We start from the raw sequence: 17,072 nt of genomic DNA, 5'->3' as shown, positions 1-17,072 counted from the left end.
GGTTCACCTCCCGTTTTTCAAATATGGTTTCCTGGTTGGATGCTCTTTTCCAGGCCCCCTTTCATCCGCCTGCTGGTTCGATACACGTTCCCGGACGCTGGGGATGTCTCCCTCGATACGGGCGCACAGCTTCAATTCCCGGCGCAGCGTCCGCAGGCGGTCAGTGATGGCGGCGATCTCGCCGTCGATAGCAGTGCCGCCTTGGCCCGCCCTGCGCCATTGGTAAAGCTCCCGGCGCTGGTCTGTCAGGGCGTCGATCTCCGCCTGGATGGCGTCATACTGCATGGAAAGCTGCTCCGCTGTTTCTATGCGGGTTTTCATCAGATAGCGAAATTGTTCCTGATAGCGGTCAAACTTGATGATCTCACTCCGCATAGGAAAAGCCGCCCGGTTTCCCGGACGGCGTGATGGTATAGCTCCCAGCAGATACAGATACTTGAAGTACAGGGCGCGAAAGCCGGTCAGTTTCCGTGGCCGACCTATCCTGCCCTGAACACGATACCGCCGTCCCGGAGACAGGCGGCAGGCCATTGGAGGCGGTGCCGTTTCTGTAACAGGCGAGGGGACTTCGCCGGAACGGACGGCAGCCAGTCGGGCCGCCAGAACTTCCTCGGTATAGCCCAGCTTCTGACTGTCCAGGCGGATGAACCGCTGTCCGCCCGGCGGCTTGACGGCGGGGTGGACGATGTTGGGGCCGTGCTTGACGGTGTAGCCCATCTGCTCCAACTGCTGCCAGAAGGAGCGCATGGTGTAAGAATTGGCGATGGCGGTTTCTATATCCCGCCGGACCATGCCCCGGAATGTTGGCTTTCCTTTTTGCTCCGCCTCCCACTCGGCCCGGCTGACGACGGAGCCTTTCAGCGGTTCGCTGGGTTCGATGATGGACAGGCCGTGTTCCAGACAGATAGCGTCCGATGTGCCCCGGATGCCTACGCCGTCTCCTCCGAACAAGTCCTTGAAGGTGTCCCGGTACATGGCCCCGTCCAGAAAGGAAACGCTATTGAACACCAGATGCGAGTGCAGATGCGCTTTGTTCAGATGGGTGGACACGACAACCTCATAGCGGTCGCCCAAAAGCCGCTGTGCCAGCTCCACGCCAATGGCGTGGGCCTCCTCCGGCGTGACCTCTCCGGGGGCAAAGGACTGGATCACATGATAGCCTTTTCGCCTGCGGTCAGCCTTGCCCCAGCGCCGTTTCGTGTCCATCATGTCCTGATAGACGCGCTCACGGTCACAGTTGACGGCTGTTTCAAAGCAGGTGCGTTCTGTTTTTTCACGGTTCAGTGCGTAGTCAATGGCTGCTTCCAGCGAAGTCTTTTCCTCGTCCTGGGTGTAGTCCACACACTTATCCAGCCGATTGTGTATCACAAGTATTTTGGTGTAGGCCATCAGATATTCCTTTTGCCTTTTGTGTTGATTTAGATTTATCCACCAAACCTTTCGTCGATTTGACTGAAACAGGCAGAAAAAAGGCTCCACAGGATTTCGAGAATCTTGTGGAGCTTCTTTCGCTATATTCAGTTATGAACAGTAGTCTTTGTTGAGACAGGCAAACTGGAACTTACGCATATCCACATGTCATCAATCTCCACGGGCCGCCTTTAGAACGTGCAAGCCACCATCCCCAACCCGTATATTCTTCATCAACATTCCATGGCCCACTGTTTTCCTTAGGAGAGTGAAAATCACTTTTGAACATGATGCATTGGTCAAATTGTTCATTTAGATCATTAGCCGCTGCCAGTTCATTCATCCATGCTATGTTTTCAGAATTGCATTCATCATCCGATACATAGGTAATGCTGTGAAGTTCGCAACCCTCCCATGCGCTGAAGGTGTCTTTTATCAGCAGTATTGCTGCATTCATATCTTCTTCTGAATAGAGCGCGGAATTTCCATAATCTATTTTCACCTCAGATATGGAATTATCTCCACATCCAACCAATCCGAAAATACAAATCAAGGATAATAAAAGTTTTATGATTCTTTTCATGTTTTACCCCCAATAATTTCGATTTGTGGATTTCATCATACCACGTTACGGAACTGTCTGCAATAAAGGATAATTGGTGAGATTGCCAAAGATGATTTCATCAACACTTGGGGAAAAAGGAGTGTCAGAATGCGTCCTTGACCATCCGCCATGCCTGCCGTACCAGTTGGGCCGCCTCGCTGATCTCCGCTTTGGTGGCATCATCCCTGGCATTGGCTTGATGGGCAAGCTGGTTAATATTATTTCCGATGGCGGACAGTTCCCGGAGTAGGGCGGCATAGCTGTCGGGAGGACGGGGACGGAGATTGACGCCCATGATGAGCTGACGCAGCAGCGGCTCCATTTTCAGGCCGGTCATCTCTGTCTGCTGTTTCAGGTGGCTATATTCATCGGCGCTGAGCCGCAAGGTGATGGTCTTAAATACTTTGCCCATATTGAACTCCTTACCGGACACAGGCGGAACGGCGCCGCCGCTGTCTGGGGCGGGGATGAATCGTGCGGCTCTCCCGGCGGGCTTCCCAATAGCCGGGATTGTACCTTTGAAGGCTTCTGTCAATGTCCCGCTCAAAGGCCACTGTGTCTTTGACCCAGCTCGGAACATTCTGCCTGTCCCGGTCCAGCAGTTCCCGCAGGACAACACAGGCTTGACAGTCCTCCTCATAGCAGAGGTAGATACCATCCCAAAAGCCACATTCGCGGGCCGCGTCGGATAATGTCCGGGTAACGGTATTCGATACCAAGATGCCGCCGTGGCTGGCGGTCGAGATGAAAAAGATACCCGGCGCAAGTGTTTCACACCGCTGTATTTCGCCCCAGGGCGAGTATTCAGGTTCACAATACATTGGCATTCCTCCTGTAAAATGAAAAATGCGTCTCAAATCGAGACGCATTGCAAAACGTATGGGGTTTTAGGGGTCTGGCCCCTAACCAGTGGAATTTTGCTGTCAAAATTCCATGCTGGCGCGGACAGCGACGCCGAAGGCGCCGCTGTCTACCGTGTCGGGGTACTGCTCCTGTGCTTATGGGGCGGGGGCTTCTTATGGGGTGGCTGATTTGCATTTGCCACTGACGGTGAGGCATCCTCGTCCTCCAAAAAGCTAAGCAGTTCATCGGCCACCTCCTGGGGTGTCCGCTTTGGGGCTTCCACGGTGTAGCCGGGAAGCAGAACGCCATTGACGCAAAAGCGTTTCTCATGCTCTGCCGGGATAGGCGGTGAGATTTCTTTGAACAGGTGGACATAGGCATTGATGCGGCCTTGCAGATATTTTTCCATCGTGGCTTTTTCTCCAAAGCGTTTCCGCTCCTGCCCAGCGATTTGCCGTCCAGATCCGGTGAAGTCGGGTTCTCTTGGCGTGTTGTAGGTGAGATACCAGGATAGTTCCCATGAGACCGGCACAGATTTTTTCTGCGTACTATCCCAGCGGGTATTCTCATAAGAGCGCCATATAAATTTGTAGACCATGTTGCTTATTTCATGCCAATCATATTCACCCTTGACCCACTGATTAGAGGTATGCGTGACAGGCAGCGTTCTCAAATAAGCCTGGGCCTTACGGTAAGCAACCGTTTCATACGCCTGCTGCTTCCACCGGGCAACTATCGCAAGCGCCTCTGCGTAGATAGTCTTTTCCTTTTCCATACTGGCCTGTGCCAGCTCATCTAACTTTGCTGGCGATAACTGTACCAGCGCGGACATGTCCGAATTGCCATCGCAGGAATACACGCGCTCAACGATCTCACATTCCTGCCCAAGCTCAAGGTGTGTATATCCCATTGCAGCTAACCTCTTTATCTCACAAATGTAGCCCGCTTTTTCTTTGGAGCGGGATCTTTTATCTTCGGCGTGCTGCTTTGGGATTTCGGGGGAGAGCTGACCGGTGCTGGCTGCACCGGAGACTTGGCGGGGTCCACAGCGGGCGGCATCAAGTCTCCGTCATCCAGCAGGCCCAGCAGATCATCGGCAACATCCTGGGTCGTCCTTTCTTTCGGCGCCATGGTATAGCCTTGAAGCAACTGCCCATTGACACAGAAAAACATTTTTGCCTTTGGGGGGATGGGTGGAGACAGCTCCATGAACAAATGCGCGTACTCGTCGTATTTGCCTTGGATATATTTCTGCGCTCCCTCCAGGGTCTTATACTTCTTGCTGCCTTCGCGCTCAATGCGGGGCCGGGGGCTGTTATCGTAGGGAGAGTAATAGGTAGGCGGTTTATAGCCCGGGGAGGTATATTCCAGTTCCCAGGTCAGCTTCCACTCATCCCTGACCTTCTCGATGGTATAGGTCATTTTGTAAACAAGGTTGCTGATTTCCCAAGTGCCGTCTTTCCGCTGTTTCCACTGATTTGCGGTATGCTGGACCTCCGGGGTTTTCAAATACTCGATTGCCTTTTGAAGCAAGAGGGTCTGCGCCCCATGCTCGTCCCAGGCTTTCGCCGCCTTTTGCAGTCCATCATAAATTTTCTTTTCCTCCGCCTTGCTGTCGTTCAACCGCTTTTCCAATTCCTTTTGTGGAATATTCAAAAATGGCTTGAAGTCAGCATATTGGCCTCGATAGGTCATTTGGCGCTGTATGCAGATTTCACTGCCTTCCCGCAAAACCCCGGTATAGCTTCCCACTTCGTAGAATTGATTTTTGCTGTTTGCCATACTCGCCTCCTATCGCTCTCTGCGCTGGGGAACCGTTTTTCCCCTGCCGTGTTTTGGGACAGTCGGGAACTCAAGTGCGATTTCAAACTGCCGCTGCAATTCCTCTATTCTTATACTGTCCAGCGGTTCATAGGCGTTGGTGTCTGGATTTCTGCGGGTCAATCGCTTTTCCTCCGGGATGTGGTTGCGCCGCTCCCATGCACCGACAGCCTGCGCCTGAACGCTCATGCGTTCCTTGATGTCGGGATTGTCTCTTGCGGGGCGCAGCTCATAATCATTGATCTGCTGCGGTGACAGAGGACTGTTGTATGCCAGCACGCCCCAGGCAAGAACTGTACCGTTCTCCACGAGTTTACGCTCACTGAAAAACGTCATGTTCACCGCGGGGGCATCTGGTAGCTTTGGGTATGTCCCTATATCAATAGGGCGCTGGGTGGAGTAGTATCTGTACTTCATACAGGGGTCACGGCCTTTCTTGCAAATATGTACCTTTTACCCGAAGTGTTGATGAAATCATCTTCGGCTATTTCACTAATTGCGTCTGTTGCAGGCAGTTCTGGATTATGATATGATAAATTTAATAAGAATTTACAGAAGGGAAAATGCCCGAAATGAGAAGACCACTTACAATTGCGATTGTGGTATTGCTTGGAGCATTAATTAAGGAAGGGAAAATCTGAATTTGTGTAAACCTATATATACTCTTTAGGAGAAAAATAATGGAAGTATGTAGTAAAAAGCAGAAACTGTATGTGCTGGGAATTGTATTAATTTTAATTGTCACAGGCTCCCTTTTATCAAAGAGAAGCAAACCTTCTGGAGAAAACACATTACAGCCCCTGTTGGTTCGTGAGATGTATGCGAGCGGGTCAATGCTTGAACGCTCAAAAACGTTTGCTGCTCGGTTTGAATCCTATATGGAAACTGCGGCAATTCCAAATATAAGAGAAGACTCAACAGGCCAAGATACAGCGATCATAACAGATCCGAAATCCGATTTGACACTGCTCCAGGAATTTCCCGAACAGGACATTTATATTTGGGGATATAATGATGTGGAGGAACCGGGGTATGGATTAATATTTGATGTTGGGGACACGCCGCATATTGATTCCTTTCCATATTTTTATGAGAGCAATCACGGAATCCCGCCGGATTTCATATTAAGCGCTGATGGAAAAACTATTTTCTGTATCTGCCATACCGGATTTGGAACGGGATTTTCAGTCTCCGAACTGATTCTATTTCAACTTGAAGATTTTCAAATTGAGCCATATTACTTAAATATAGATGAGCTGAGTGACAGGCTGAACGATACGATTCAAGTCGTGTATGATGCGGATATGGATGCTGTCACAGTTTCGGCAGGAGGATCAGATCCTAAATCATATCGCTTGAGTGCGGTTGGAGCAGAGTCTGGCGAACGGATCATCCCAACAGGATATTTCTGCGGGAATTTTCTTTCGTTTAGCTTACAGGGGGAACAGCTCTTTGTACATTTTAAGCCGACACTCTATACGGATGCTCCAAACGCAGCGATATATTTGGATGATTTTCTGGAAGTTACAGCGCAAATCGTTTTTCAATATGATGACTCTGGGAAAATAGATGGATATGAGATTTGCGAGACAAATATTTTGGAGAAAAAGTAACTCACAGGGCGAAAAGCCAAACCGCAGGACCTCTCCGTTCCTGGAAAGGTCCTGCGGTGTTGCCATAGATATCGGTAGTCCTTGTTCCTGCATGCCCAAGGATTGCTGCAATCGTTGCTAATGGAATACTGTTTTAAGCCATCGTTGATGCTGCATTATGGCGCAGCATACATAATTAGCAAATACGCAATATCAACATAAAGAGTAAACGGGGCCAAAATATCGGATACGGCCTTTAACCGAACCTTTGGAGGAAAACGTCGAAATGCGTCTCGATTCGAGACGCATTTCATCTAACTGCGACTGGCTGCCCCCGGTGCAAACGGCGGTACGCTTTCGGCGTTTCAAAGGGCCTTCCTGCAAACGTGATCTCACGCAAGGGGCGGTAATGCGACAATACGCCGTCCCGCAGGCTGGCAAATTCCATGTAATCGGCCTTGCTGAAGCTACGGTTACATCTCATCTGCCGCTGGGACATCGGCCATCCGTCACCATAGAGAAGATGAAAAATTTTGATGTTATCGGAGACCAGTTGCAGGGAACCGTCCGAATTATCATAGTAGGCTGGGGCGTCTCCCTCACGGCTGAGATAGCAGTTTTCGGATTTTCCCAGATACACCCGCCCATCCTGGCCGACCAGGGCGCTCATACCCTCGTAATTGCTGACAGCTCCCGACGCGATAGGAATATCACTCAAATAATCCAAATGGGTTCCTCCTTTATCTGACATTGGATGCCCGCCGCTTGGAGCGGCGGGTGTGTTGGGGCTTTTGCTCCCGCCTGGGCGGTGTTCTTTCCCGTCCTTCCATCCCGTCGATCAGTTCGGCAGCGGTGGCCCGTATGCGCTCAAGAGACGCTTTCAGCACAGTCATGTCCTGGTCCCGGCTCCAGCCCGCAACATAGGCAAAGGAATAGTCCGATGTGTCGATACCCAGGTGCTGACACACCACATAGGCGACGCTCTCGGCCTCTACCTCGCGGGCCGTCCGGCTTGGCCTTTCTGCGGGGTCTGTGCCTGTGGGAAGATGGAGCTTTGCATGAGCGATCTCATGGACCAGCGTTTTGACAGTCTGCTGTTGGCTCATATCCGGTTGTATTACGATGCGCTGCTCCGCATAGCTGCAATAACCCTTGGCGTCCCTGGGAAACGCCTCAAACACCACCGGCAGCGGGGACAGGGTTTTCAGCTTTTCCAAAATCCCATCGTATTCCATTACATCCCCGGTCAGCTCGGAAACGCCCAAAACAGGCAGTTCCTTTCCCTCGGTCTGGGATATATCAAACACACTCACGACCTTGTATCTGACCCGTTGCTCCCGGACCCACTCCATGACTGGCTGACCGTCCGCTCCTTGTACCGGCAGGCCGGTCTGCTCGTTGATCTTCTGCCGCTGTGTCCATTTGTTGCAGAAGCACGGGGCCAAAATCTGTATGCCCTTCTCATGGGCCTTTACCTGTCGGCCGAACACGTTTTTCCAGTCGTTATAGCCTGCAACATGGGTGGCATCCGGGCGCTGCATGAAAATCAGCAGGGAATTGCTGAAGCTGTAATGATGAAATCTTGACATGGCGGCGAGATATTCCGCATACTGGCCGCTCTGAAAAATATCCGAAACTCCATTTTCCAGCTTGTCAGTAAGGGCCTTTAGCCGTCCATTTGCGGAAGTGTTTTCCTGCATGGCGTTTTACTCCCGGCTATGAGGCTCATCCCGCCCTTTTTCATGGTGGGGATTGCTGTCCACGGTTTTGGGCTGTACCTTCAATGTGACTGGTGTATTTCCTTTTGCCCCTATCAGAATTTCCGCATTATGAAATTCCTTCTTATAGGTTTTAATCTGGTCCGGGGTCAGGGAGCAAAAATCTTCTGCTCCAACGCCGCAGACGAAAAACGGGCCAAACACACCACCGTACCCTCCAGGTACGCTGCGATTAAAGGGCATCCCTAAAAAAATGCCCTCATCATTACAGACGACTGCCACTTTGTCCTCAAAGGGATAGATGGCTTGAATCAGTCCGCCTACAATAGCCTGCATCTCATGCAATCCATTGATCTCGGCTTCATACGGGGCATATCCCGGCTTGACGATCAGCACCTTCGTGTTCCATCACCTCGCTGGTTCAGATTTTTTCTTAGGGTCCTTTTCAGCTTGAATTTTGGCTCTCTGACGCTCCAACGCCTTTTTCCGCAGGTCAAGTGCCTCAAACACGCCTCGCTTTACATCCGGGATCGTCGTCCGCTTATCCGGGAAGTAAGGCCGCAGGTCCTCCTCGGTCAGCGTGATTTTCAGCGGAGGGGTTTCTTCCCGCTTGGTGGGGGCCACAGCTTTTTCAATTTTCTCTGTTGTCAGCTTTCCTTCCTGACTGGCCTTTTTCAGTTCCACCGCCTGGGAACCGGATGGCACCTTGTCCTCCTTTTTGATGGCGTCGGCTACCGCTGTCTGTTCTTCCTTTTTCAAGTAGGAAAGGTCGGCGGCGGTATGAACAGGGAGTTTCTTTTCCTCTACCATCTGCTGCAATTCCGGGGTCAGGCTGTTCAGCCGGACAAGTTTCTGAATATTACTGCGGCTCTCACCGGTCTGCTGGGCCAGTTCCTCGTCAGCTCGCATCGGCTTTTTGCCAGCCGCTTCCATCGCGGCAACTTCTTCTTTGGTGCGCCGGCCAGCCTTGTGCTTCATGGCTTCCAGTTTCATGGCATAGGCGCGGGCCTTTTCCATGGGACTGATGTTTTCACGCTTTAGGTTGGCGTCCACCATGGAGATCACGGCCTCGTCCCGGTCAAGCTGACGGACGATGACCGGCATGGTGGTAATTCCGGCCAGTTCGCAGGCCCGACGGCGGCGGTGTCCAGACACCATCTCGTAACCGCCCGCCTTACGGGGGATGACTACCACAGGTTCCAGAACGCCGAACTTCTTTACGCTGTCCACCAGGTCCATCATGTCCTTATCATCCTTGACGTTAAAAGGATGGCCCTCAAAGGGGTGGATTTCAGATACTTTCAGTGTGGTGATGATTTCCGACTGTCCCTCTTTGGTGATGGGCAGTTTGAAGTCCTTGGGGATTTCTTCTTCCGTATCCTTTGCCTTGGGCGGTTCGTCGGGTTTCTTGTCCCCACCGGGTTTGCCGGGGTCAGCCGTGGCAGGGGCTTTGGGGTCAGTTGCAACCTTGGGCTGCTCGGTAGGTTTCTTGTCCTCTCCGGGTTTGCCGGGGGCAGCAGCGGCGGGAACCTTGGGGTCAGTTGCGGCCTTGGGCGGCTCGATAGGTTTCTTGCCCTCGGCGGGTTTGCCGGGGGCAGCAGCGGTGGGAGCCTTGGGGTCAGTTGCGGCCTTGGGAGGCTCGACGGGCTTCTTGTCCTCGCCGGATTTGCCAGGGGCAGCAGCGGCGGGGGCCTTGGGGTCAGTTGCGGTCTTGGACAGCTCGACGGGCTTCTTACCATCGGCGGATTTGCCGAGGTCAGCAGCGGCGGGGGCCTTGGGGTCAGTTGTGGCCTTGGGCGGCTCGACGGGCTTCTTGTCCTCGCTGGGTTTGCCAGGGACAGCAGTGGCAGGAGCCTTGGGGTCAGTTGCAGCCTTGGGCGGCTCAACGGGCTTCTTGTCCTCGCCAGGTTTTCCGGGGTCAGCAACAGGGGGCTTGGGGTCAACCGTAATCTTGGGCGGCGCGGCTGACTTTTTGCCCTCATCTGCTTGCAACGGTTCGGATGCCTTGGGCAGCGTTTCCGCCACTGGCGTTCGGAACGCTCCAATCAACGGGTTTTTTCTTCCGTCTGCCATAGGGATACCTCCATTTTTTAGAATTATGTCGAAAAATGCGTCTCAAACCGAGACGCATTTTCAACCGTTATCAAGGGCCGAAGTCATGCTGGACCGCTGCCTGGTAGTAGTTGCTGATAGTAGCCGGTGCGTTATATAAGGCAGTCAGCAGATAGGCCCGGATATTTCGGATCTCCGTTGTGTTTTTCCGCAGGCAGTCAAATACATATTCCAGATGCCCGCTGTCCAACTGAAAGAAACGACTTTTCACCTGTTCGGTGGGAAGCGCCTCTCCGCCAACACGGAGTGTAGACCGGGTGCTGCACAGAACATCGGTCATCAGCTCCACCACCTCATTTACATCCTCACGGTTGTATTGGGCGCAGAGGTTGTCGTATCCAATGTTTTCGCGCACTGCTTTCTGGCAATCGTACCGATCTATCAATCCTGTGCTTGGTGCGGAGGGTGATGGATGGATAGATGGATCAAGCTGACTGAACTCAGTCTGATTAGATTTAATATAACTTGCGTCCGATTTTCCGAAGTCTGCACTTCCGAAAATCCGAAGTGCAGACTTCTGTTTTTCCGACTTCTTGACTTCTGCTTTTCCGAAGTCTTGACTTCCGAAAACCGGAAGTCTGGGAATGTCTTGCGGCTCAGAGGGCTGCGGTGGTTTTTGGCGTGTGGTGAACCGCTTGACATAGATTTTCGTGGGCCGTCCCTGCCCCTGCTTCACGCGCTCGATCAAGCCAAAGCCTTTGCCGGTATCCAGCTCGGCCAACATTTTTACCGCCTTTTCGTGGCCGCAATTCATGTCTGCCTGTATCTCAGCCAGCGTGTAATAGATATACACCCGACCTTGTTCGTCGTACCAACCATGCTTGGCGGATAAGCCCATACGGTCCAGCAGCAGGCCGTAAAGCAGTTTGGCATCGGTGGAGAGATTTTTGAATCGCTGGCCGGTTACTAATAATCGGGGGAGGCGATAATAGCTAAATTGTTCGGATTCATCGCCGTAAAAGTAATCTGACAAGATAACTTTCGGCATAGCGGCATCCTCCTTTGAATTTTGAAAAAGAAAAAGCGCGATTTTTTCAATCGTGCTTTTTCGACCTTATCATATTGCTTGTCCATTGGAAAACTTGACAAATTCAAAAAACGTATACAGATATTGTTTCAAGAATCCTTGATTTGCAAGGGTTTCAGCGTGTGTGCTAACAATTCCCACTCATAGGTCATGAGCAGCACCGCGTCGGAGGCGGCGGCAACGGCGGCGTAGTCATGGCCCTCGTACAAAAGCCCCGGCTGGGCGGCGGAGGTCTTGGGGGCCAGGGCCGCCCACAAGAAGAAGCCCTGGGCCGCCAGCAGCCGCCGCAGCCGGGCCAGAAAGGCGGCGTAGGCCGCGGCCAGCCGGCCGGGAAGATATTCAAAGTCCACGTCCACACCGGCATAGCCCCGGTAGCGGACGGTTTGCAGAATTTCTGTGATGAGCTGGGACTGGGCGGCTTCATCCGTCAGCACCAGGGCGCCCCGCTTCGTGTCGAACTGGCCGGACTCTGTCAGAGTGGACAGGTGCATCACCGGACGGGTGCCCCGCTGCCGGGCGGCGGCCAGCAGCCGGTCATCCTCCAGGGGAAGGAGGCTCCCGCTGGCGGTGATGCCGTAGGTGAAGGGAGCCAGAGTGGTGAGATAGGGCAGCTGGGCGTCCAGCAGCGCCTGGTCGATAAAGGGGTAGGCGTAGCCGTTGAGGACGGCGGGGCCCAGCTTTTCGTCAAAATAGGAAATGACCAGCACATCCCCCGGATGGATGACCGACTGGCCCCCCAAGGGCCAGTTGTTCCGCCACAGCTGCCGCAAGGAGATGCCGTAGCGGTCCGCGATGGAGGTCAGCGTCTCGCCGGACCGGACGGCATGGACCTGCCGGGGAAAGCGGACCACCAATGTTTGTCCCACCGCCAAGGCACCGGAGGGGGGCACGGCGTTATCCGCCGCCAGACGGGCAGGGTCCACCCCATAGGATTCCGCAATGGAACCGACAGTTTCTTGCGCGCGCACCACATGAACGATCATTTCCCCATCACCTCTGTGGCAGGATATGCGGCGGAGAGAAAAAACAGAAGCACATTTTTACAAATGGCCTTGCCTTTTGCGGACGAATCCTGTAACATGAAGCTGGATATTAAAAAACATCCGGTGTTAAGCAAGTTTCATGAGAGACTTTCATGCGAATAAACCGGAGGTAAGGGAGGCTGGCAGCGTGAATATTCGAAAGTATGAGGCCTTTGTGCGGGCGGTGGAGCTGGGGAGCCTGTCCAAGGCGGCGGAGGAACTGGGTTACACCCAGTCCGGCATCAGCCACATGATGCAGTCGCTGGAGGATGAGGTGGGCTTTCCGCTGATGGTGCGGACCTCCGCCGGTATCCTCCCCAACACGGAGGGCGAAATGCTGCTGCCCATTATCCGCCAGCTGCTGCGGACCAATGAGTCCTTGGAGCAGAGCATCGCCAAGATCAAAGGCGCCGACACCGGCCGCATCCGCATTGCCGCCTATCCCAGCGTGGCCACCTACTGGCTGCCCGGCATCATCGCCAGCTTCCAGAAGGATTATCCCAATGTGGAGATCCAGATCATTGAGGGCGGTACGGACATCATTGAAGGCGCCATGGAGCGCCGGGAGGCGGACCTGTGCCTCTATGCCGGCGGCGAGGGAAAAAATTTTGAGTGGCTGCCCCTGTGCGAGGATCAGATGCTGGCGCTGGTGCCGCCGGGACACCCGCTGGCGGAGGGGGAGTTCGTGCCGCTGGAGGGCTTTTTGACGGAGCACTTCATTATGCCCATGCAGGGCTACGACGGTGAGGTACATGACATCCTTGCAAAGCTCCCCCAGCAGCCCCACATCCTGTTTTCCGCGTGCAGCGACTACGCCATCATCTCCATGGTGGCCAAGGGATTGGGAGTCTCCATTCTGGCGGAACTGCTGCTGCGGAACTATCCCAACGACGCTGTGGCCCTGCCCATCCGGCCGGCGCAGTCTCGGATGCTGGGCATGGGCGTGCCCCAGGTGAAGGCGGCGTCTCCCATGACGAAAAACTTTATGCGGTATGTCCAGGCGTATGTGGAGGACCTGGAGCGGAAATAAATGAAAAAGGTCAATAGACATGCCGGGGAGCCCACAGGCTCCCCGGCATGTTTTGCATGCGGGACCTCCCGCCGCACCGAACGCGGCGGGAGGTGTTTTTTTCTCAGTCGCCCTCGGCCATGCGGTAGCCTACGCCTACCTCCGTGAAAAGATACCGGGGGGAGGCGGGGTTTTCCTCAATCTTGCGGCGGATGTTGGCCATGTTCACCCGGAGGATCTGGTTGTCGCCGCCGGCACGGGGGCCCCAGAGCTCCTTGATGATGAAGTCGTAGGTGAGGACCTTGCCGGCGTGCTTGGCCAGCAGGGCCACGATGCGGAACTCGCTGAGGGTCAAACGGACATTTTCGCCCCGGACCAGGGCCTGGTGCTTGTTGAAATCCACCACCAGGTCCCCCACCGTGTAGGTCCCCTGCTGGGCGATCTCGTTGTTGCCGGAGGTGGTGCGGGTGTGGCGGATGGCGGCACGGACACGGGCCAGAAGCTCGTCAGTACCGAAGGGCTTGGTGAGATAGTCGTCGGCGCCCAGGTCCAGGGCACTGACCTTGTCCCGCTCGTGGGAGCGGGCGGAAACCACCACCACCGGCAGACTGGTCCAGCTGCGCAGCTGGCGGAGGATGTCCATGCCGTCCATATCCGGAAGGCCCAGGTCCAGAATGATGAGGTCCGGGCAGTGGGAGGAGATCATGGACAGGGCCTCCTGGCCGGAGCGGGCCTGCATGGCCTCGTAGCCGTTGGTGTTCAGAATGGTGGAGATGAAATGGGCGATGCTCTTTTCATCCTCCACCACCAGGATCTTTTCTCGGATGTTCATTGACTACCTCCTGTTGACAAGGGCAGACGGAAGGTGAATTCCGCACCGTCCGCCAGGTTTTTGGCCGCCATGGTGCCGCCGTGGGCACGGACAATGGCCAGGCACACGGACAGGCCCAGGCCCATGTTGCGCTTGCCGTCGCCGGAGCTGGTTTCGCTGTGCTTGAGTGTGCCGTCGAAAAGAGTGGGCAGCAGACTGGGGGGGATGCCCTGCCCATTGTCCCGCACGGAAAACAGAGCGTCGCTGCCGTCGCTTTGGACGCTGAGACGGATGTGGGAGGTGGTTTTGCCGTGGAGCACGGCGTTTTCCAGCAGGTTGGACAGGACCTGCTCAATGAGAATGGCGTCCATGGGGACGAACAGCAGCGTTTCCGGGGCACAGACCTCCACGGAGACAGCGGGATAGCGCTTACGGAATTTCTGCACGGCGACGCCTAAAATCTCCTCCGCCGGTTCGGCCTCCTTGTGGATGCGGGCCTGGTCGTCACCGATGCGGGTGATGGAGAGCAGGTTCTCCACCACCTGGATCAGCCACTGGGCGTCATCACGGACATCCTCCAGCAGGTCCCGCTGTTCTGCCGGAGAGAGGGCGGGCGTCTCCAAAATGGTGGAGGTGGCGCCAACGATGGAGGTCAGCGGTGTGCGGATGTCATGGGAGACGGAGCGCAGCAGATTGGCCCGCATCTTTTCCTTTTCGTTCTCCACCCGCAGCTCCTGCTGCTGCTTGGCTTGGGAGGTCAAGGTGCTGGTGATGATGGAGACTGTCAAAAAGGCCAGAAAGCTCAGCGGATAGCCGGAGAGGGTGAAGTTGAGGGCCAGATACGGGTATGTAAACACGTAGTTGACGCAGATGACGCCCAGCAATGAGGCGATGAGACCGTACAGATACCCGGTGGTCAGGCGGGAGATGAGCAGAACGGCCAGGACGAAAATGGGGGAGGCGAAGCCGTCGCCGCTGTTGGTCAGACGGAGCAGGGCGCAGAAAACCACCGCGCAGAGAAAGATGACCGAGGAGATGAGAAGGTCCCACCGGGAGAAGGGGAAGAGGCGGCTCCAGAGTTGTTTTTCGTGGTGCAAGGCAGTTGCTCCTTTTCGTAACGGTATGACCACATTATAGCAGGTCACCTCTATTATAACAGACGGGATGTTAAAATTTTGCTAAAAAACACTGGCAGCTAGGAGGGAGAAAAGAAAAAATCTCCGGCCTGCCGCACAGCGGTGTGCGGCAAAGGCCGGTGGGGAGACCAGGGGTGCGGACAAAAGGAGGCGGAGAGATGGCGAACATGGAGCGGTTCTGCCGGGCGTACCTGCGGACCATGGACCCGGAGCGGGCCGCCCTGGAGGCGGGGTGCCGGGACGGCTTTACCTGTCTCGCGGCACCGGGGACGCAAAAGCGCCTGGACCGGATGCGGGAGGCCGCCGCGGGGCAGCTGCGGCGGGAGGATGTCCTGCGGCGGCTGGCGCAGCTGGCGTTTGGACAGGCCAACGACGGCGTGAGGCTGGCCATGCAGGGGCAAAGCGCCCTGGCGGAGGGGCTGGACCTGTCGGCGGTGGCGGAGATCCGGGTGACGGACAAGGGCGGCGTGGAGATCAAATTCGTGGACCGTGTGCGGGCGTTGGAGACACTGTGTGAGCTGCTGGGCGGAGAGAGCGTCTCCGGAGCGGAGGAGCTGTTCAGAGCCTTGAGCGCCGCCGGTACGGAAGAGGAGGGAGCGTGGGAGCACGGCTGAGGTGTTGCGCTTTTCTCCCAAGCAGCGGCGGGTTTTGACCTGGTGGTGCCGGCCGGAACAGCACTGGGAGGCCATCATCTGCGACGGGGCGGTCCGAAGCGGAAAGACCTTTTCCATGGGGCTGTCCTTCTTCCTGTGGGCCCAGGCCTGCTTTAACGGACAGCAGCTGGGCCTGTGCGGCAAGACCATCGTGTCCCTGCGGCGAAACCTGCTGTCGGAGCTGCTGCCCTGCCTGCGGCAGCTGGGGTTTTCCTACCGGGAGAAGCGGTCGGAAAATTTGCTGATCGTGCGGTACGGCGGACATGAAAACCGCTATCTGCTCTTTGGCGGCAGGGATGAGACCAGCGCGGCTCTCATCCAGGGCAGCACCCTGGCGGGCGTACTGCTGGACGAGGCGGCGCTGATGCCCCGTTCCTTCGTGGAGCAGGCCTGCGCCCGGTGCTCCGTGGCGGGGAGCAGGCTCTGGTTCAACTGCAACCCCGAGGGGCCCCAGCACTGGTTTTACCAGGAGTGGATCTTGAAGGCGGAGGAGCGGCGGGCGCTGTACCTCCACTTTACCATGGACGACAACCCCGCCCTATCGCCCCGCATCCGGGCACGCTACCGGCGGGCTTACTCGGGGGTGTTTTACCGGCGGTTCGTGCTGGGAGAGTGGACGGCGGCCCAGGGCCTGGTGTACGACTTCTTTGACTGCCAGCGGGACACGGCGCCGGTGCCGGCGGGACCTTTCCGGCAGTGGCGCATCTCCGTGGATTACGGGACCGCCAACCCGGCGTCCTTCGGCCTTTGGGGGCAGATGGACGGCGTTTGGTACCGGGTGGCGGAGCGGTATTTTGATTCCCGGAAGGAAGGGTGGCAGAAAACGGACGCCGAATACGCGGCGGACCTAAAGGGCCTGGCCGCGGGAAGAGAGATCCAGCGGGTCATCGTGGACCCGTCGGCCGCCAGCTTTATCGAGACGCTGCGGCGGGAGGGTTTTACCGTGACGCGGGCGGTAAACGATGTGGCAGACGGCATTCGGGTGACGGCGGACCTGCTGAAAAAACGAAAAATCATCATCTGCCAGGGCTGCAAAGACTGCCTACGGGAGATGGAGCAGTACTGTTGGGACGAGCGGGGCGGAAAGGACGCGCCCCGAAAGGAGCACGACCACGCCATGGACGACATGCGGTATTTTGCCATGGATTTGGTGCGGGACGGCAGCGGTGGATTCGCGGCGACATATGTGGAGCGGCGTCCATGAAGCGAGCAAAGCGAGCCGCGGCGAAGCCGCGTACAAGCGTTTTCCGCCTGCGGAAAACCTTGGGACCGGCGGGCTTTGCCCGGCGGACCAGAGTTGAAAGGAAAGGGCTC

Annotated in this window: 20 protein-coding genes; 5 read left to right on the top strand and 15 right to left on the bottom strand. The window is 55.6% G+C overall.

Annotated elements, in window-relative coordinates; genetic code table 11:
- Window positions 1–3: 3 nt before the first annotated feature.
- The 7 genes from ACTQ4R_RS04140 to ACTQ4R_RS04110 form a co-directional block, all read right to left on the bottom strand.
- On the bottom strand, window positions 4–1,368 hold the full coding sequence (locus ACTQ4R_RS04140; RefSeq protein ID WP_441626145.1) for a relaxase/mobilization nuclease domain-containing protein: 1,365 nt from the start codon (window positions 1,366–1,368) through the stop codon (window positions 4–6).
- 193 nt (window positions 1,369–1,561) lie between these two features.
- Window positions 1,562–1,993: an LptM family lipoprotein gene (locus tag ACTQ4R_RS04135; protein ID WP_441626143.1), complete on the bottom strand. Its 432-nt coding sequence runs from the start codon at window positions 1,991–1,993 to the stop codon at window positions 1,562–1,564.
- A 124-nt stretch (window positions 1,994–2,117) separates the two neighbouring features.
- On the bottom strand, window positions 2,118–2,426 hold the full coding sequence (locus tag ACTQ4R_RS04130; RefSeq protein WP_441626141.1) for a MobC family plasmid mobilization relaxosome protein: 309 nt from the start codon (window positions 2,424–2,426) through the stop codon (window positions 2,118–2,120).
- 10 nt (window positions 2,427–2,436) lie between these two features.
- A complete protein-coding gene (locus tag ACTQ4R_RS04125) occupies window positions 2,437–2,835 on the bottom strand; it encodes a DUF7007 domain-containing protein (RefSeq protein WP_441626139.1) in 399 nt (132 codons plus the stop codon).
- 149 nt (window positions 2,836–2,984) lie between these two features.
- The gene (locus ACTQ4R_RS04120) at window positions 2,985–3,767 is read right to left on the bottom strand and encodes a hypothetical protein (protein ID WP_441626137.1); all 783 of its coding nucleotides are present in this window, start codon (window positions 3,765–3,767) and stop codon (window positions 2,985–2,987) included.
- A 14-nt stretch (window positions 3,768–3,781) separates the two neighbouring features.
- Complete coding sequence (locus ACTQ4R_RS04115; protein WP_441626135.1) at window positions 3,782–4,639, bottom strand: hypothetical protein; 858 nt, start codon at window positions 4,637–4,639, stop codon at window positions 3,782–3,784.
- A 9-nt stretch (window positions 4,640–4,648) separates the two neighbouring features.
- Window positions 4,649–5,095, bottom strand: a complete 447-nt coding sequence (locus tag ACTQ4R_RS04110; protein ID WP_441626133.1) for a hypothetical protein — start codon at window positions 5,093–5,095, stop codon at window positions 4,649–4,651.
- A gap of 263 nt (window positions 5,096–5,358) precedes the next feature.
- Between ACTQ4R_RS04110 and ACTQ4R_RS04105 the strand changes: the two genes are divergently transcribed.
- Window positions 5,359–6,291: a hypothetical protein gene (locus ACTQ4R_RS04105; RefSeq protein WP_441626131.1), complete on the top strand. Its 933-nt coding sequence runs from the start codon at window positions 5,359–5,361 to the stop codon at window positions 6,289–6,291.
- A 289-nt stretch (window positions 6,292–6,580) separates the two neighbouring features.
- On the opposite strand, the gene ACTQ4R_RS04100 is transcribed toward ACTQ4R_RS04105, so the two are convergent.
- From ACTQ4R_RS04100 to ACTQ4R_RS04075, 6 genes are all read right to left on the bottom strand, one after another.
- Window positions 6,581–6,997: a hypothetical protein gene (locus tag ACTQ4R_RS04100; RefSeq protein ID WP_441626129.1), complete on the bottom strand. Its 417-nt coding sequence runs from the start codon at window positions 6,995–6,997 to the stop codon at window positions 6,581–6,583.
- 13 nt (window positions 6,998–7,010) lie between these two features.
- Complete coding sequence (locus tag ACTQ4R_RS04095; protein ID WP_441626127.1) at window positions 7,011–7,970, bottom strand: ArdC-like ssDNA-binding domain-containing protein; 960 nt, start codon at window positions 7,968–7,970, stop codon at window positions 7,011–7,013.
- Between the two features lie 6 nt (window positions 7,971–7,976).
- Window positions 7,977–8,384: a DUF3846 domain-containing protein gene (locus tag ACTQ4R_RS04090; RefSeq protein WP_441626125.1), complete on the bottom strand. Its 408-nt coding sequence runs from the start codon at window positions 8,382–8,384 to the stop codon at window positions 7,977–7,979.
- 12 nt (window positions 8,385–8,396) lie between these two features.
- Window positions 8,397–10,061: a ParB/RepB/Spo0J family partition protein gene (locus tag ACTQ4R_RS04085; RefSeq protein WP_441626123.1), complete on the bottom strand. Its 1,665-nt coding sequence runs from the start codon at window positions 10,059–10,061 to the stop codon at window positions 8,397–8,399.
- Window positions 10,062–10,131: 70 nt separating this feature from the next.
- Complete coding sequence (locus tag ACTQ4R_RS04080; protein WP_441626121.1) at window positions 10,132–11,088, bottom strand: DUF6017 domain-containing protein; 957 nt, start codon at window positions 11,086–11,088, stop codon at window positions 10,132–10,134.
- A gap of 128 nt (window positions 11,089–11,216) precedes the next feature.
- Window positions 11,217–12,050, bottom strand: coding sequence for a LysM peptidoglycan-binding domain-containing protein (locus ACTQ4R_RS04075; RefSeq protein ID WP_441626119.1), 834 nt, complete (start codon window positions 12,048–12,050; stop codon window positions 11,217–11,219).
- A gap of 48 nt (window positions 12,051–12,098) precedes the next feature.
- Between ACTQ4R_RS04075 and ACTQ4R_RS04070 the strand changes: the two genes are divergently transcribed.
- Both ACTQ4R_RS04070 and ACTQ4R_RS04065 read left to right on the top strand, forming a co-directional pair.
- Window positions 12,099–12,272 carry a hypothetical protein gene (locus ACTQ4R_RS04070; protein WP_441626117.1) on the top strand — a complete coding sequence of 58 codons (174 nt, stop codon included), beginning with the start codon at window positions 12,099–12,101 and terminating at the stop codon, window positions 12,270–12,272.
- 25 nt (window positions 12,273–12,297) lie between these two features.
- Entirely contained in the window at window positions 12,298–13,179 is an 882-nt protein-coding gene (locus ACTQ4R_RS04065) for a LysR family transcriptional regulator (protein WP_441626115.1), read from the top strand.
- Between the two features lie 103 nt (window positions 13,180–13,282).
- Here the strand turns inward: ACTQ4R_RS04065 and ACTQ4R_RS04060 are convergent, their stop codons facing one another.
- Together ACTQ4R_RS04060 and ACTQ4R_RS04055 are read right to left on the bottom strand one after the other, a co-directional pair.
- Window positions 13,283–13,990, bottom strand: coding sequence for a response regulator (locus tag ACTQ4R_RS04060; protein WP_441626113.1), 708 nt, complete (start codon window positions 13,988–13,990; stop codon window positions 13,283–13,285).
- Window positions 13,987–15,066 (bottom strand): sensor histidine kinase, encoded by a 1,080-nt coding sequence (locus ACTQ4R_RS04055; protein ID WP_441626111.1) that lies wholly within the window; start codon window positions 15,064–15,066, stop codon window positions 13,987–13,989. The genes ACTQ4R_RS04060 and ACTQ4R_RS04055 overlap by 4 nt, the downstream gene beginning before the upstream one ends.
- Before the next feature lie 197 nt (window positions 15,067–15,263).
- On the opposite strand from ACTQ4R_RS04055, the gene ACTQ4R_RS04050 reads away from it, so the two are divergent.
- The gene (locus ACTQ4R_RS04050) at window positions 15,264–15,719 is read left to right on the top strand and encodes a terminase small subunit (protein ID WP_441626109.1); all 456 of its coding nucleotides are present in this window, start codon (window positions 15,264–15,266) and stop codon (window positions 15,717–15,719) included.
- 1 nt (window position 15,720) lies between these two features.
- Window positions 15,721–16,962, top strand: a complete 1,242-nt coding sequence (locus ACTQ4R_RS04045) for a PBSX family phage terminase large subunit (protein ID WP_441626108.1) — start codon at window positions 15,721–15,723, stop codon at window positions 16,960–16,962.
- Window positions 16,963–17,072: the final 110 nt, after the last annotated feature.

It is taken from the genome of Dysosmobacter sp. Sow4_B12, from assembly GCF_052116665.1.
Classification (GTDB): Bacteria; Bacillota; Clostridia; order Oscillospirales; family Oscillospiraceae; genus Oscillibacter.
The sequence above is the reverse complement of the archived record's forward strand: the minus strand, read 5'-3'. Positions and strand labels throughout refer to the sequence as shown.

Bases quoted from the DNA above. Each gene is read 5' to 3' on its own strand.
- ACTQ4R_RS04135 (WP_441626143.1), bottom strand. From the start codon at position 1,993: ATGAAAAGAATCATAAAACTTTTATTATCCTTGATTTGTATTTTCGGA.
- ACTQ4R_RS04130 (WP_441626141.1), bottom strand. From the start codon at position 2,426: ATGGGCAAAGTATTTAAGACCATCACCTTGCGGCTCAGCGCCGATGAA.
- ACTQ4R_RS04125 (WP_441626139.1), bottom strand. From the start codon at position 2,835: ATGTATTGTGAACCTGAATACTCGCCCTGGGGCGAAATACAGCGGTGT.
- ACTQ4R_RS04120 (WP_441626137.1), bottom strand. From the start codon at position 3,767: ATGGGATATACACACCTTGAGCTTGGGCAGGAATGTGAGATCGTTGAG.
- ACTQ4R_RS04115 (WP_441626135.1), bottom strand. From the start codon at position 4,639: ATGGCAAACAGCAAAAATCAATTCTACGAAGTGGGAAGCTATACCGGG.
- ACTQ4R_RS04110 (WP_441626133.1), bottom strand. From the start codon at position 5,095: ATGAAGTACAGATACTACTCCACCCAGCGCCCTATTGATATAGGGACA.
- ACTQ4R_RS04105 (WP_441626131.1), top strand. From the start codon at position 5,359: ATGGAAGTATGTAGTAAAAAGCAGAAACTGTATGTGCTGGGAATTGTA.
- ACTQ4R_RS04095 (WP_441626127.1), bottom strand. From the start codon at position 7,970: ATGCAGGAAAACACTTCCGCAAATGGACGGCTAAAGGCCCTTACTGAC.
- ACTQ4R_RS04085 (WP_441626123.1), bottom strand. From the start codon at position 10,061: ATGGCAGACGGAAGAAAAAACCCGTTGATTGGAGCGTTCCGAACGCCA.
- ACTQ4R_RS04080 (WP_441626121.1), bottom strand. From the start codon at position 11,088: ATGCCGAAAGTTATCTTGTCAGATTACTTTTACGGCGATGAATCCGAA.
- ACTQ4R_RS04070 (WP_441626117.1), top strand. From the start codon at position 12,099: ATGAACGATCATTTCCCCATCACCTCTGTGGCAGGATATGCGGCGGAG.
- ACTQ4R_RS04060 (WP_441626113.1), bottom strand. From the start codon at position 13,990: ATGAACATCCGAGAAAAGATCCTGGTGGTGGAGGATGAAAAGAGCATC.
- ACTQ4R_RS04050 (WP_441626109.1), top strand. From the start codon at position 15,264: ATGGCGAACATGGAGCGGTTCTGCCGGGCGTACCTGCGGACCATGGAC.